The following is a 15,467-nucleotide window of genomic DNA, read 5'->3' on the forward strand; positions in this document are numbered from 1 at the left end:
TCCATCTAATTACCTCAAAACCGCCAAAACCTTCGAATTAAGATACATTTATCCAACTGCTATGCAGAGCCAGAGCCAGAGTCGGAGTAGGAGCCAGAGTCGGAGTCGGAGTCGGAGTCGGAGTCAGAGCCAGAGCCGGAGCCAGGTCCGAGAGATGTGGCAGATGCGAGGATGATCGCCATTTCCAGCAGTTGCTAATTTCAATGGGGACTGGAAGTCCCGTTTCCGCACCTTACGATTCTCCACCCTCCTTAAGATCGTCTACCTTTGCGTCAGCCCCGCGCCAATAACATCTGTCGTTTGTTCACCAAGGAGCAGCGGTTTGTCGGTTCAACAGTTGCCTCATCCCCTGTAGAGTGAGAGATAAGAAAGCCCTTACATGAATGTATGAGAGGGCTCTCGCACACAAACTTTTTTGACGAGAGGGTTGTTCAAATGAGGATGAATAAGAAGTTCACAGGTTTGGTAACGGCCGGGCTGACACTGGCCCTGATTCTGCCGGGTTGCTCATCCGGAAACAAAGAGAACGGTGAGCCTGCCAAGGCGAATGAACCGGCAAAGACAGAGAGTGCAGGCGGCAGTCCGGTAGAGATATCGTTCTGGAACATGTTCGGCGGCGGGGAAGGGGAATTCGTAGACCAGATTATCAAGGATTTCAATGACTCGCAGAAAGAGGTGACCGTGAAGCCGCTCCGCCTCGAATCCAATGAGTATTACGCGAAGCTTAGCACGGCGCTGTCTTCCTCCAAAGGCCCGGATATTGCCATTGCCCATGTGGACCGGATCTCCCCGTTCGTGAAGGCACAGCAGATTGTACCTGTAGATGAGCTGGCGTCCAAGGTCGGATTTGACCTGAAGGAGATCTCTGATTCCAACATGCAGAGTGTGTCCTACGAGGGTAAGCCTTACGCTGTCCCGCTGGATACCCACTTCCATATGTTCTACTACAATAAGGACATTCTGCAGAAGGCGGATCTGCTGAATGAGGACGGCACCCCTAAGCTGGGTGAAATGACACCGGCGGGCTTCGAGAAGACGCTGGCGGATATTCAAGCCAAAGTGCCGGATGTGCAGGCGATGGCTGTGAATACCCCCTATTTCCAAGAGCCGTTCCTCAATCTCTATTATGAAGCCGGCGGGGATATTCTAAATTCGGAGTTGACCAAAGCCAGCATCAACAATCCGCAGGCGCTGGATGTTCTGAAATTCTATCTGGACGTCTTCAACAATAAATATGCCGATCTCAATGACAAAACGCCGTGGGATACCTTCCATAACGGCAAAGCTGCTTTCTGGTTCGGCGGTGTATGGGAAGCGGGGCTGCTCCTCGGGGATGAATCCCTGCATATCGGCGCAATGCCGCTTCCTCCGATCTTTGGCAGCCAGACACACTGGGCCAGCTCCCATACGCTTGTAATTCCGTCCTATGTCACTCCTGAGAAGCAGGAGGCGGCAGCCAAGTTTATGAAGTATTTCTCTGAAATAGGCGGAGAAACCTGGGGCCAGGCGGGTCATGTGCCTGCGAACAGCAAAGTAACTACCAGCGATGCTTACAAGAGTCTGCCATACCGCAGCGAATTCATCGAGGCGCAGAAGACTGTGAAATTTGCCCCGCCGACAGATAAGTATACCACCATCATTACCACTATCTCCGAAGAGCTGCAGAACATCATCTTCGGCAGCGAGAGTCCGGAAGACGGGCTTGCGAAGCTGGAGAAACAGATTAACGAAGTGCTGGAGAACTAGCTCCCTCTGCAGGAAAGGTACGGCCCCCGCCGCCGTAAGGGCGGGTGGCCAGTCCTTCCAGCCCATGCGCAAACTTAATTGAAGGAGAGAATAACCGATGGAGCGGAGTGTAATAGAGAATAAAGCGGCAACGCCTCTTCGCAGGAGAGAGCCCATACATCTACTGAAGGAAATAAAAGCTATTTTTTATCTGGTCCCCTTTCTGGTACCGTTTACAGTGTTCTACTTGTGGCCAGTAATCAACGGAGCCTGGATGAGCCTGCATGTCTGGGGCATTCAGGGGATGCAGAAGTATGTTGCATTGGCTAACTATAAGAAAATCTTAGAGAATCCGGATTTCTATTCGTATTTGTGGAACTCATTCTATTTTGTGCTGCTGTGCGCACCAACCGTACTGGTACTTGGACTGGTGCTCGCGCTGATCATCAATCAGAGAATTTGGGTACGGACCCTGATCCGCTCCGTATTCTTCCTGCCGTATGTCCTGTCCGTCTCAGTGGTCAGCTTCATCTGGCTGAAGCTGTTCGACGCAAAGAACGGTCCGGTGAATGCTGTATTGCATGTACTTGGCATGAACACGGATATCAACTGGCTCACGGACCACAGGTTCGTGTGGTGGGCGATTACCATAGCGACAGACTGGTGGAGCGTCGGGTTTGTGATGGTGCTGTTTCTGGCAGGGCTGCAGGAAATCCCTACCGATCATTATGAAGCTGCGAAGATCGATGGCGCGAATGCCTGGCAGAGATTCTGGAGCATTACACTGCCGGGGCTGTCCAGTGTGATGAAGATCCAGATCTTTTATCAGATTATCAACTGCCTCAAGCTGTTCGGACAGGTGCAGATTATGACCGGCGGCGGGCCGGGAGATTCCACTAATACCATGATCCGCTATATTTATGTCACGGGGTTTAAGAAGGATATGTTCGGCCTGGCCGCAGCGCAATCGATGATCTTCTGCTTCATTATGCTGCTGATCGCCGTGGTTCAATTCAAAATCACAGACCGCAAAGACGGATAGGAGGGAGACGTTCATGAAGAAGCTTGCTTTAAATATTGCTGCTGTTCTGCTTGCGCTGCTGTTTGTTTTTCCGCTGATCTGGATGTTCCTCACCTCCCTGAAGCCTGACGGTGTGAACGTATATACGCTGGCTGATTGGGTGAATTGGTCAGATCTGAATACCGATAACTATGTCAAAGTCATCCGGGACTCGCAAATTCTGCATTGGACGTGGAACAGTCTGGTCATAGGTGTCCTCACCACCGTTATTTCTATTCTGCTCAGCTCGCTGGCGGCATTCTCCTTCTCGAAGCTGCCTTTCCGGACACGGGGAATATTCTATGTGCTGATCGTTTCGGGTCTGCTGATTCCGACAGAAGCTATACTGATTCCGCTCTATGAAACTGCGCTGCATCTGCAGCTGATTGATAACATCTGGGCGATTATCCTGCCCGGGCTGACCAACCCGATCGGCATTCTGCTGCTGAAGCAATTCATGGACGGGGTACCCAGGGATTATATTGAAGCCGCGCAGATTGACGGCAGCCGCAGCTTCCGGTTATGGTGGAGTATCTGTCTGCCGCTTACGCGCTCAGCCATGGTCTCTGTGGGAATCTTCTTCTTCATCCTCTCCTGGAATAACTTCCTGTGGCCTTATCTGGCGATTACCTCAGAAGAGAATATGATTCTTTCGGCAGGGCTGCCCACCTTTTTGTCGAATAATAACATGTCGCTCAATCTGATTATGACGGCAAGTGCCATTGCAGCAATACCGACGATCCTGGTGTTCATTCTTTTACAGCGGCATATTGTCCAGGGCGTGGCGATGTCCGGTGTCAAAGGTTAATTCTTAAACGGGGAAAGGATAGTGGGCATGCTTACATCTCCTGAGAGTTCTGCCAGGCACATGCGGCTCCGCTTGATATCCTGGATCAAAATTATAAAGAGCAGCATGCGCTATAAGTGGATGCTGCTTCTTGTTCTCTTCTCCTTGACACCGCTGGTGGTCATGGGGATTATTTCATTTTCGATCTCCAAATCAACGATCAACCACAAAGTAACCGAATATTCCGAGCATCTGCTGTACCAGACCGCCGATAATCTGGATACCCGGCTGGGGGTGTACAAGGACATGATGATGCAGGTGCTGAACAACAACGAGATCGTAGGCATGCTGCGGACCCTTGATCGGACAGACGCGGCCAGTTATGATGTGGATAGTCTGTCGCTGACCACGAAGCTGTCTACGATTGTGGCGATCAATCAGGATGTGCAGTCCATTTCTTTTGTATCCGGCAAGCATTATATTAAGGGAATCTACCGCTGGAACAAGCGCACGCCCTCCGAGGTAGAGCCGTTCCTGCAGACGCTTGAGGGCGGCAGCAACTTCCGCTGGTATCCGACCCGCTACGGGACCTATGTAGACAGTCTGAATTCGCAGAGTACCCATGTCTTCTCGGTAGCCAAGCAATTGTACAAAATATCCGATGACAGTCCGCTGGGGATTGTGGCTGTCCTGGATATCCGGGAGGATGTCATTAAGGAGCTGGTCTCGAAGGCGGTAAGCAACAACCGGGACCTGCAAAGCTTCGTGATGGACGGCCGCGGCATGCTGGTCTCCTACCCGGACAGCGGACTGATTGGCAGAAGTGTGACTGAGGTGCTGGGTGAGGCGGGTTACGAGAAGCTCATAGGCTCCGGCCCTGAGGAGACGAGATTTCCACTCACGTACAAGGGCGACAGCCTGATTGTGAATGCTAAGAAGCTGCACACCAATGACTGGGTGGTTGTGAATGTGATTTCCAAGGCGGCGCTGTACCAGGATTCGAACCGTCTGCTGCAGATTTTCATCTTCGTCGGGCTGCTCTGCATTGTCTTCTCGGTCATTGCTGCACTGGTGCTGGCGAATTCCATTACGAATCCGATTCTGAAGATGATCCGTCTGATGCGGCAGGTGATGTCCGGCGAGCTCAGCGTCCGCTATAAAGCCAAAAGCCGGCATGACGAAATCGATATTCTCGGCGATAATTTCAACTACATGGTTGTGCGGATCGACGAGCTTTTGAAAGCGGTATATCTGGAGCAGGATCAGAAACGGATGGCGGAGCTCAAGGCATTGCAGGCGCAGATTAACCCGCATTTTCTCTACAACACGCTGGATATTATTAAATGGACGGCCTTGATTCAAAAAGCCAACAACGCGGCAGAGATGGTCAGCTTATTGTCACGCCTGCTGCGGATCAGTCTGGGCAAAGGGGAAGAGACGGTTACGGTGGAAGAGGAAATCGAGCATGTGCAGTGTTATCTGGGGATTCAAAAGTTCCGCTTCAACTTCAATATTGAGACCGTGGTTGAGATGGACGATGAAGTCCGCCACCTGCGGACACCCAAGCTGATACTGCAGCCGATTGTGGAGAACGCGATTATCCATGCTTTTGGAGAGATGGAGTCCGGCGGGAGCATCCGTATATCGTGCAGCAAAGCGCCGGGCAATCTGGTATGGTTCGAAGTAGCGGACAACGGGAAGGGGATAGACCCGGCGCTTGCGCGTAGTCTGCTGGCCGGGCAAGCGCAAGAGGAGGAGAAATCGGGTGGCATTGGACTGGCCAATGTGGATGAACGGATTAAGCTGATTTGCGGAAAAATGTACGGCATTGAGATTCACAGTGAGCCTGGTACAGGAACGTCAATACGAATCAAGCTGCCACTCATGACAGAAGATATAAGGGGGAACCGCTGAGATGCACCGGGTCATTATCGTAGAAGATGAATTTATCGTAAGATATGGAATCCGGTCGATGATTAATTGGGAGTCCATCGGGATGGAGGTCATAGGCGAAGCGTCGAACGGCAGGGAAGCGCTCGAGGTGATGGCAGCCGGGCTGCCGGATATTCTGATTACCGATATGAAAATGCCTGTAATGGACGGCATCGAGCTAATCGCCGAGGTACGGAAGCTCTCACCGGATATCAGGATTATTATCCTTAGCAACCTCGAAGATTTCCAGTATGCCAAGGAAGCGATCAGACATAGTGTATCCGAGTATATGATCAAATCGGATATGATGCCGCGTGACTTTGAACTGGTGCTGCTTAAATTGAAGGAAAGCCTGGAGGCGGTGCAGAAGAACGTGCCCGTCTCTTCCCCGGCTGCTTACCCGGAGCAGGTGCATAAGGAGAATTTCCTGCTGGAGCTCATGGAGCGGGGGGCGGTTCAGGGGCAGATAGACAAAAGTAGACTCGCACAGGCGGGACTTGCGGATTCACGGCCGCTATATTTGCTCCATATTAGCCTGGGCAGCAGTGCTGAGCCGGGGTATGGGCAAGGACAGAGCGTGATCCGCAGGCTGCTGGAGCAGATTTGGGTTGAGCGTACCCTCGGGTATGAGATGTTCCCGGACAGACAGGGGGAGCTTAATATTATAGTAACCACAGAGCTTAACTCAGAGCCTGCAGGGTTTGCCTGGTTAGACTTCGTGCGCCGCTGTAGTGAAGAGCTTATCTGCCGCTTATCGGCCCAATCTAGCTGGACTGCAACGATTGGTCTTAGCGGAGTGAACGGGCAGTGGGCAGAGCTGAAGAATGCTTATGTCCAGGCCGTGGAAGCTGCCGGGCAGAAGCTGTTTATGGGAAGCGGGCGTGTTCTGGTTCACGGCAGCGAAGAACTGAAGGCGCAAGTACCTCCGCTTGAGGCACTTCAGATCAGCAGCCGCCAGATCCAGTCTATGGTGTACGCCTTCCAGACCAGAGAGCTGGAGGAGTATCTGAATCAGCTGTTCGGGCAGCTGGCTGTGCGCCGGGATGCGGATCTCGTGCAGATTATCTCCCTAGAGCTGCTGATGATCTTAACAACCTTGTGGCCCGATGTATCCAGGGATGCAGAACAGGTTCTGGAGCTCAAGAAGCAGTACTTCGACGAGCTGTCGATGCTGGAAACGCTTGAACAGAGCCGGCTATGGTTCATGCAGGCCTTCGAAACGCTGGTAGAGCATATGATAGAGATGTATAACAGCGACCGGAACAGCATTATCAAGGCAACCCAGTATATTCAGCAGTACTATGATCAGGAAATTACGCTGCAGTCGATCAGCCGGCTTGTACACCTAAGCAAGAATTATTTCGCCAACCTGTTCAGGAAGGAAGTAGGCGAGAGCTTCCTGGAGTATCTGACCCGGATCAGGATTGAAAAGGCCAAGATTCTGCTTACCGGAGAACTGAAGGCTGGAGATGTCGGTACCTTGGTCGGGATTCAGGACCCGAAATATTTCTCCAAAGTGTTCAAGAAGATCACCGGTGTCTCTCCGTCGGAATATCGCGTGCTGGTCCGTAAGAGCGGCCAATGAGGGCTGGGATGGTGGAATTTAGTGCAAACGCTTACAAATTATGACTGAAGTGAGCCTGTTCCGGAAAGGGGGAGTGAGATGAAAACCATGGGCCGTATGCTGCCCGTTCTGCTGCTGTATCTGTTCCTGCTGCCGGGCTGTGCAGAGCTCTCTTCCGGGAATCAGAGTACCCTGGAGAGCACAGCGCCTGTCGAGGTGTCGTTCTGGAATCCGTTCGGAGGCGGCGAAGGTGAATTCGTTGAGAGGATTATCAAAGATTATAATGCTTCCCAGAGTGATGTGTTTGTGAAGCAGCTCAGACTTGAATCAAACGAATATTATGCCAGGCTGAGCACTGCTCTGTCCTTCGGCAAAGGGCCTGATGTAGCCGTCGTCCATGCGGACCGGTTGTCGCCGTTCATCAAGGCGGGGCAAATTGTACCGTTGAATGCTCTGGCTGAGCAGGACGGATTCCAGTGGAGTGAAATCGGTGAACAGAACCTGCAGAGCGTCAGCTACAGCGGACAATATTATGCGGTCCCGCTCGATACGCATTTTCACATGCTCTATTACAACAAGCATATATTGGCCAAGGCCGGATTGCTTACGCCATCTGGAACACCGAAGCTCGAAGAGAATACTCCCTCAGGATTCATCCGTATGCTGCGACAGATCGCTGCGCGGGTTCCGGGAGTACAGCCGATGGCGGTCAACACTCCTTATTTCCAGGAATCGTTCCTGGATCTGTATTATGAGGCAGGCGGAGAGCTGTTTAGTCCCGATATGAAACATGCAGCGGTCGATAATGAGAAGTCGGTGAAGGTCCTCAGCTTCTACCAGCAGCTGTTCGAAGAGGGATTAAGTGATCTGAACGATAATACACCTTGGGACTCCTTCTATAACGGCCAGGCCGGACTGTGGTTCGGCGGAGTATGGGAAGCGGGCCATCATCTGGGCAATGATGACCTTGATATTGGTATTATGTCTCTCCCGCCGATCTTCGGCAGCGCCGCCCACTGGGGAAGCTCACATACGCTGGTTGTTCCGGCTTACGTCAGCGAAGAGGAGCAGGAAGGCGCGATGGACTTCATGAAGTATTTCTCAGAGGTGGGCGGACATATCTGGGGGGAGGCGGGTCATGTCCCGGCCAATCTTGATATCGCAGAGAGCCGGACTTACCGGGAGCTGCCTTACCGCGAGCTGTTCATCCAGTCGAGGGATCAGGTGAAGTTCGCCCCGCAAACCGATAAATACGCGGCACTGTTCACTGCAATGTCGGAGGAACTGCAGAATATTATCCGCCACCGGATTCCGCCGGAAGCAGGACTGAAAGTGCTGGAGAAAAGCCTGAATCAAATTTTGGCGAATTGATTAACAATATGCAGGGGTTCCCCACGGTGATCAGGTAATCAATTCAAGCACCGGACAGAAACCGGGATTCGTGGAGCATAACATTGCTGTGAATTCCGGTCGTTGCTTCGACAGTACAGCGAAGTAGCTTCTTAGCACATGATTGAGCTCAACCGTGCCATTCTGGAAAGATAATGAGTACAGCGTCTGCACATGGGTGTAATAGTATTTTTTCTCATGCCGGGGCAGCTTGTAGATGGTAGGTGGAACGTAGGTGGCGACATCAAAAAGATTGGCATAACGGAAGCTGCTGCGGACATAGCTGCTGAAAGCTTTGGCAAATGCAGGGTCACCCGCACGCGGAGATCCGTACGTATACAGGCGGGGAGACTTGTAGGCTGAATTAGCAGCAATATCTATAGCACATAAGGTTGCTAGTGCCCCGCCGAGGCTGTGGCCTGTAACGTATACCGTTTTCTCTGGTGACAAGGTGCCGAGTATGGAGAGGATTTCCTCTCTTGCCGACGAATAAATATCTGTGAAGCCTCTGTGCGTCAGGCAGTCTTCCTTAATATATTTGAACTTCTTTTGCGCAGCATTCATGTTGGAGAGCCAATTGGTGGTTGAGCTGCTTCCGCGCCAGGCAATAATGATCTCCTGCGGAGATTCCAGAATGAAGCCAAAGGGCTCGGAGATCCCGCCCATGGATCTCGCCCGTAAATTATGCACGACCGAGAAGTCCGCCGGAACCACGAACGAACCATCCGCATGTTCAAATTGTGCATAGGTCTGTCCGCAGACGGCAGCCAGAAAGATGGCCCATTCCTGTTCATTCCGCATGTTACCCATCCCGCATCCCGCCCTTCTTTCTATCTGTGTATGATCAGCAGGCGGGATTGGTGCCTATGGAACCTTTATGAATTCGCGATTGCGTCGAAATCCACATGCGTCAATTGTTTGGATACTTCCCACAGTCTGGCTGCCACAGCGGCATCCAGCCCCTGCGGAGCGATCTTGCCGGGCTTTGGCAAGCCCCTTGTTTCTGAGAGTCTGCCGGGACCATAATAAGTTCCGGACTTCGCGTCCGGCGATGTCGCGGCGAACAGAGTTGGAAGTGCGCCTTGCGCAGCCGGCTGGAACAAGATCGGCCCCAGGAACCTGCGTAGAATCCCCGCTGTGCTGTTCGGCCCGGCCCCATTAAGAAGCAGGTCCGTGCGTGAAACACCCGGATGAACCGGAAGGCTCAATAGGCCCCAGCCCGATGCGTCACTGCGCCGCTGCAGCTCCAGTGCGAACATGATCATGGCAATTTTTGATTGCGCATAAGCTTCCATGGCATGATAACGGCGTTCAAATTGCAGGTCGTCAAAATGGATTGAGCCGCTCCGGTGGGCAACACTGCCCAGGCTTATTACACGCGGTTTATTTCCTTTGCGCAGTAAAGGCATCAGATGTGCAGTCAACGCGAAATGTCCAAGGTAATTCGTACCGAATTGAAGCTCAAAGCCATCTTTCGTGATTTTGCGGGTAGGCGGTGTCATCACCCCTGCATTATTGATTAACAGATCAAGACTGTGCCACCCCTTATTCATCCTTGCGCCGAACGCCTGTACCGACTCTAGGCTGGCAAGATCCAGCTCTTCAAAACGGATATTGGCTGAGGTAACACTGCTGCGGATTTTTTTCACCGACTCCGCTCCTTTTGCGGCATTGCGGCCAGCGAGTATGACTTCTGCCCCGTTTTTTGCCAGCTCCAGCGCCGTTTCGTAGCCGATGCCTCCTGTGCCGGTGACGATGGCTGAGCGGCCCCGCTGTGAGGGGATATTTGAAGCTGTCCATTTAGGGAATTTTTCCATCTTCTCTTTCTCTCCTTTGTCTGTATCTATGGCCCATACCATAATGCTTAACATCCGGCGTCTGAATTGTAAGTTGACCAGCCGTTCGATATACTTAATGTTAATACTTAGAGGCTTATCGAAGTCAAGCAGTCTTTAAAATACCTATTTCGAGGTGAAAGAGGATGTACAGTATCAATGAAGTAGCTGCGATTTGCGAGGTGACTGCGCATACGCTCCGCTTTTACGATAAGGAGGGGTTATTGCCCTTTGTGGGACGAAACGGGGCGGGAAACCGCATATTTTCTGATGGCGATTTATCACTAGTCAAAGTGATTTGCTGCCTGAAAAACACCGGAATGCCTATTAAAGATATCAAGAAATACATCGAATTGATTATGGAAGGCGATTCGACCAAGGAAACACGGCGCAGCATTATGATCGAGCACCGTAAGGAAGTACTGCGGCAGATGGATGAATTGAAGAAAAATCTGAACATTATTGATTTGAAGGTTGCTCTCTATGACACCAATAATTACGATTTGCTACGGGAGATATAACTGCTGGTAGTTAGAGTTATCTCTAAGTGTTGATAGCCAAAACAATACATACATAAGAAGATTTCAGCCGCTATCAGTAATTTCATACATAGCTTGGAGGTTTGAATTTTGATCGAGGAACGTATTTCATTAGGACAGCTAGCGATAAACGTCAGGTATTCTTTAAATGGTAAGCCTATTATTCTATTTCTACATTTCAGCGGCGGAAATTTGAACATGTGGGAGGGCATTCTCCCGCAGTTCCAGCAGGACTACAGCATCATTGCTCCCGATCTCCGGGGACATGGTAAGTCGGACAAACCGGAAACCGGCTATCATATCGATGAGATGGCGGAGGATATGTACAGGCTGCTGCAGCATCTGCAGGTAGATAAGTGCCATATCGTCGGCAGCTCGATGGGAGCTGAGGTTGGTCTCAGTCTGGCGGCGGCGCATCCGGAGAGGGTATTGTCTCTGGTCTGCGAAGGTGCACTTAATAATGAATTCGGCGAATATGGAATATTCAATGGTACCGCGGAAGAAATAACGCAGAGAAAAGAACAGCTTCGTGCAGAATTGGGTGAGCGGGAGGAACGGATGTTCAACAGCATAGAGGAGTATGTTTCCGAACAACGGGCGGAGCTGACAAAGGAGGGGCTATGGAATCCATATTTCTCCGCCTTCTATGAGAACAGCCTGCAGCAGCTGCCAGACGGTAAATATACCTATTGTTATTTAAATCGTGTCCGGACCGAATATATCGTAAAGTACTGGGATCTGTCGTTTGAGCAGTATTATCATAAAATAGAGTGTCCCGTACTATTCCTTCCCAGCGAAGAAGAGTGGGGTGACGAGTCCATCCGACGCAGTCTAGACGCTTTCGCAGGGCTGTTGGACAGCTACGAAATCACGCGCATTCCTGACTCCCTTCATGCTTATGTCTGGATGCAGCTGCCGATTCCGGCAGGCCAGGCCGTGAAGGATTTCCTGAACAAGCAGCTGTGATCACTGATAAAGAGCCCGGTTCTGGAGAAGCTTCTCCAGGACCAGGCTCTATTTTTGTTAGCTTTTAATCAGAGCTGCTCTCATCCTTAACTTCACGGTCCGGCAGTTGTGTAACATAACTGTCCGACATCCTCAGAAGCTCAAGTGCCCGGGTGAATTCATCCTCTGTCGATTGCAGGAGCTCCGTCCCGTCACCGGATAATGTATAATGCTGGCCGTCCTCGAACCCGCTGCCGGATAAGAAGAGCTCTTCGTTATTAACGAAGGAACCTGTAGGCAGATAATAGCGCTGCGGCAGCAGATTATAATGGGTCTGATTCAACAGATCCTGTCCAAAATGAATATGATAGTCCAGCGGTACACCGAGTAAATTCGCTACAGTAGGGAGAATGTCAACCTGTCCGCCTAGCTGCTCCTTCACACTTGGAGACGTAATGCCGGTAGCTGAAATGATGAGCGGGATATTAATCAGATCGCGTTCATTATATTCATGCCCCAGAATTTCCTCCATTAAGACTTTATCATCATCCTTGAGCGAGAAAATAGGAAGTCCCCGGTGATCGCCATAAAGCACAACCACACTGTTATCCCATACCCCGCTGCTTTTGAGTTCGTCCATAAATTGACCCAGTGCATAATCCGCATAGTTCTCGGCCCGGATATAGTTTCCAACGAGTGTACCTTCATAACGTTCCGGCAAGGTCATCTTGTATTTGCTCTCTGGAATGGTGAATGGATTATGCGATGACATCGAGATCACATGTGAATAGAAGGGCTGTTCACTTTGGTCCATCCGGGCCAGCTCTGCAGATGTTTTGTTGTACAGGACTTCATCCGATGAACCATAGAAGACAAGATCCTCTTCACCGAAGTAAGCCTTATCATAATATCGGTTGAAGCCAAGTGCATTGTACAGCTCTCCGCGGTTCCAGAAATCGACTTCATTCGTATGGAAGGTTGCGGTATCGTAACCTTGGGCCTGCAGCAGCTTCGGCAAGCTGGGCAGATCTTTCGGTGCATACATTTCCGTCGCCGGACCATCCGGCGGAACATAGAAGGAAGTATTTACGATGAATTCGGCATCCGATGTGTTACCTTGACCCACCTGCTGAAAGAAACGGGGGAAGTAGTAGCTTTCGGAGGCAAGCTTGTTCAAATTAGGTGTGATTTCCGTTCCGTCAATTGAAAGGTTGATCAGAAAGTTCTGGAAAGATTCCATTTGCAGGATGATCAGATTCTTACCCTTGGCGGCCCCGTACAGAACCGGATTCGCTAGGCTCTGAATGCCTTTGGTTTTATCGATGCCTGCCTGTGAGATCTCCGCTTGATCAATCTGCTCTTCCTCCGGTTCACCCAGCAGGGCATAAGCTTCATAATTGAGAATCCCCATTTGTTCGGCTTTGACATTCTCGTTCATACTTGCCTTGTTCGGAAAAATATTCATCAAACACATAACAAGTGAAACACAGAACAAGGCAGCGACCGCCTTGCGGTTACTGGGACGGGACATCGAGTGCTTCCAAGCCAGCGCCTTCTTGCGTCTGAGCATAACCAGGCTGATAATAATAATGTCTACGAAAATAAGCATATATTGAGGGTGCACGACGGCGAATATACTTTTCTTGACGGCTCCCACCTGCTTGACCTGGCCGAAGACCTGAGAAGTAGCAATAATGCCAAAATGATTATGATAGACAATCAGAGAGAAGAATAAAACGGTAATGAGCAGATTGACGAGCATATAGATGGCAATTTTCCGCTTCGTGGCGAACCATTCGATGAGGCAGAACAGCAGCAGCACAAAAGGAATCTCTTTCAGCCATGTGGTCCAGGTCGGCCCGTCTTCGAACAGGTAATACCAGGCGAAATAGCTTTTAACTAGCATAATTAGGGAGAAGAATAGAATCGATCTTTTACTTAGCGAGCGTGATTCCTTAAACGGCATTGCGTATGCGCATCCTTTTCTATTTAATCTTTTCATTTTATTACATGGGAGAGTTCAAAATCAACTAGATTTGAGGCAGCGGAATTGAAAATAAAGATGTAAATCAGCAGCTTTTACGTTATCCTCATATAAGCGATCCGAAAAAACAGTAAAGAACTTAATCAGTGCAGGAGGAACATAGATGTCAAAAGAATTCTCACGGCAATATACCGAAAGTGTGAAGCTGGAATTATTGAACAGACTCGGACTGAAGCAGGTCTACTTCAAAGGGCAGCAAGGTGATGATCTGCTGTATGAGGCAACCGGATTTGAACGCGGCACGGCGCATAAATTCTGTGTCCGGACGAAGAAGGGAACCATCGACGAGTGGGTAGGCGGCAAATGGATGAAGGTCCGCAGCTTCACGATTGCTACTAGGCGGGAGGGATCAGAATGAGTGGGGACGCCCATTTACAGGTACAGCGGCTGGCTGAGATAGAGCATTTGAAGATTCATGGCAGAACGACAGGCGACCTGGACCCGGTTACGTTATTCTGGACGGGAAGTGCCATCGAGCTGAATGTCCAGGCTTCCGGGCTGTGGATTGAGGTGGAATCCGGTTATGACCAATACGAATCATGGATCAGTATCTTGATCAACTCCGTTCCGGTCAGCAGACAGATGTTGAATGCCGGAAGGCACTGGATCTGTGTATTCCGGGGGATGAACCCTGACACGGTGAAGAATATCCGGATTGTAAAAGAGGTCCAGGCGATGAGCGGCGACCCGGGCTGCTATTTGCAGTTCCATGCGGTCCGCACAGATGGGGAGTTCCTGCCGGTTGAAGCGAAGCCCTACCGGCTTGAGTTCATTGGTGATAGCATCACTTCAGGTGAAGGCGTTATCGGAGCCCGGGAAGAACTGGACTGGATACCGGCCTGGTTCAGCGGAGTGCATAATTATACGGCTATGACAGCAGACGCAGTTCAGGCAGAATACCGGGTGATCTCGCAGAGCGGCTGGGGTGTGCTCACCAGCTGGGATAACAATCCGAAGGGTAATCTTCCAGATATCTACGAACAGGTCTGCGGCCTGCTTACCGGAGCCCATAATGAAGCATTGGGAGCACATAAGGTGAATGATTTCGGGTCCTGGCAGCCCGATGTGGTGGTCGTTAATCTTGGCACCAACGATGACGGTGCATTTCATTCTCCGGAATGGGAAGATGAAGGTACGGGACAGAGATATAAGCAGCGGCTGAAGGAAGACGGCAGTTATCATGAAGACGATCTGTCAGCTTTTGAGGCGGCAGTGGTGAATTTCCTGGGCAAGCTGAGACGGTATAACAACACTGCCCATATTCTCTGGGTGTATGGCATGCTGGGCATTCCGCTGATGCCGGCGATTTATCGTGCTGTGGATGCTTATAGGAAGGCCACGGGCGATAAGAAAGTGTCAGTGTTTCAATTGCCGGATATGACGGACGAAACGGCGGGAGCAAGAACCCATCCGGGATTACTGGCCCATCAGCAGACTGCTCAAGAGTTAAGCGGCTATATTAAGGGATTGTTATCAGGACTATAGGCAGGCCGATAATCAAGTTCTTATTAATAGTGCGGGAATAATGGTTAAGTGACGCTCATCAACGGATGGGCGTTTTTTGCTGTGTCAGGCGTGCCCGGAATTTATGATATTCGTCTGTTGGGGATAGGTTTCATTGGAATTTAGAGCAAAGCCTTCTCCGTC

Annotated in this window: 13 protein-coding genes; 10 read left to right on the forward strand and 3 right to left on the reverse strand. The window is 50.7% G+C overall.

Annotation, left to right across the window (positions count from 1 at the left end; genetic code table 11):
- Positions 1-435 precede the first annotated feature (435 nt).
- The 6 genes from MKX70_RS18605 to MKX70_RS18630 all read left to right on the forward strand — a co-directional run bounded on the left by MKX70_RS18605 (position 436) and on the right by MKX70_RS18630 (position 8,439).
- On the forward strand, positions 436-1,746 hold the full coding sequence (locus MKX70_RS18605) for an ABC transporter substrate-binding protein (RefSeq protein WP_340840481.1): 1,311 nt from the start codon (positions 436-438) through the stop codon (positions 1,744-1,746).
- 97 nt (positions 1,747-1,843) lie between these two features.
- Positions 1,844-2,767: a carbohydrate ABC transporter permease gene (locus MKX70_RS18610; RefSeq protein ID WP_340840482.1), complete on the forward strand. Its 924-nt coding sequence runs from the start codon at positions 1,844-1,846 to the stop codon at positions 2,765-2,767.
- A 13-nt stretch (positions 2,768-2,780) separates the two neighbouring features.
- Positions 2,781-3,593, forward strand: a complete 813-nt coding sequence (locus tag MKX70_RS18615; protein WP_042138366.1) for a carbohydrate ABC transporter permease — start codon at positions 2,781-2,783, stop codon at positions 3,591-3,593.
- 105 nt (positions 3,594-3,698) lie between these two features.
- Positions 3,699-5,486, forward strand: a complete 1,788-nt coding sequence (locus MKX70_RS18620) for a cache domain-containing sensor histidine kinase (RefSeq protein ID WP_340785041.1) — start codon at positions 3,699-3,701, stop codon at positions 5,484-5,486.
- Position 5,487: 1 nt separating this feature from the next.
- Positions 5,488-7,089, forward strand: coding sequence for a response regulator (locus MKX70_RS18625; RefSeq protein WP_042237379.1), 1,602 nt, complete (start codon positions 5,488-5,490; stop codon positions 7,087-7,089).
- Positions 7,090-7,167: 78 nt separating this feature from the next.
- Complete coding sequence (locus MKX70_RS18630) at positions 7,168-8,439, forward strand: ABC transporter substrate-binding protein (RefSeq protein WP_340840483.1); 1,272 nt, start codon at positions 7,168-7,170, stop codon at positions 8,437-8,439.
- Between the two features lie 30 nt (positions 8,440-8,469).
- On the opposite strand, the gene MKX70_RS18635 is transcribed toward MKX70_RS18630, so the two are convergent.
- Complete coding sequence (locus MKX70_RS18635; protein ID WP_340840484.1) at positions 8,470-9,267, reverse strand: lipase family protein; 798 nt, start codon at positions 9,265-9,267, stop codon at positions 8,470-8,472.
- Between the two features lie 65 nt (positions 9,268-9,332).
- Positions 9,333-10,274, reverse strand: a complete 942-nt coding sequence (locus tag MKX70_RS18640; protein WP_340840485.1) for an SDR family oxidoreductase — start codon at positions 10,272-10,274, stop codon at positions 9,333-9,335.
- Between the two features lie 164 nt (positions 10,275-10,438).
- Here MKX70_RS18640 and MKX70_RS18645 point away from each other — a divergent pair, with 164 nt between their 5' ends.
- A complete protein-coding gene (locus MKX70_RS18645) occupies positions 10,439-10,813 on the forward strand; it encodes a MerR family transcriptional regulator (protein ID WP_039293820.1) in 375 nt (124 codons plus the stop codon).
- Between the two features lie 108 nt (positions 10,814-10,921).
- Positions 10,922-11,797: an alpha/beta fold hydrolase gene (locus tag MKX70_RS18650; RefSeq protein ID WP_052416544.1), complete on the forward strand. Its 876-nt coding sequence runs from the start codon at positions 10,922-10,924 to the stop codon at positions 11,795-11,797.
- A gap of 64 nt (positions 11,798-11,861) precedes the next feature.
- On the opposite strand, the gene MKX70_RS18655 is transcribed toward MKX70_RS18650, so the two are convergent.
- The gene (locus MKX70_RS18655; RefSeq protein WP_042237370.1) at positions 11,862-13,742 is read right to left on the reverse strand and encodes an LTA synthase family protein; all 1,881 of its coding nucleotides are present in this window, start codon (positions 13,740-13,742) and stop codon (positions 11,862-11,864) included.
- Between the two features lie 181 nt (positions 13,743-13,923).
- Here MKX70_RS18655 and MKX70_RS18660 point away from each other — a divergent pair, with 181 nt between their 5' ends.
- Both MKX70_RS18660 and MKX70_RS18665 read left to right on the forward strand, forming a co-directional pair.
- Entirely contained in the window at positions 13,924-14,178 is a 255-nt protein-coding gene (locus MKX70_RS18660) for a hypothetical protein (protein WP_042237369.1), read from the forward strand.
- On the forward strand, positions 14,175-15,305 hold the full coding sequence (locus MKX70_RS18665; RefSeq protein ID WP_042237367.1) for an SGNH/GDSL hydrolase family protein: 1,131 nt from the start codon (positions 14,175-14,177) through the stop codon (positions 15,303-15,305). Before MKX70_RS18660 ends, MKX70_RS18665 begins: the two co-directional genes overlap by 4 nt.
- The last annotated feature ends 162 nt before the right edge of the window (positions 15,306-15,467 follow it).

Origin of the sequence: Paenibacillus sp. FSL R7-0312, from assembly GCF_038004445.1 — a bacterium.
In the GTDB taxonomy this organism is placed as follows: Bacteria; Bacillota; Bacilli; order Paenibacillales; family Paenibacillaceae; genus Paenibacillus_AQ.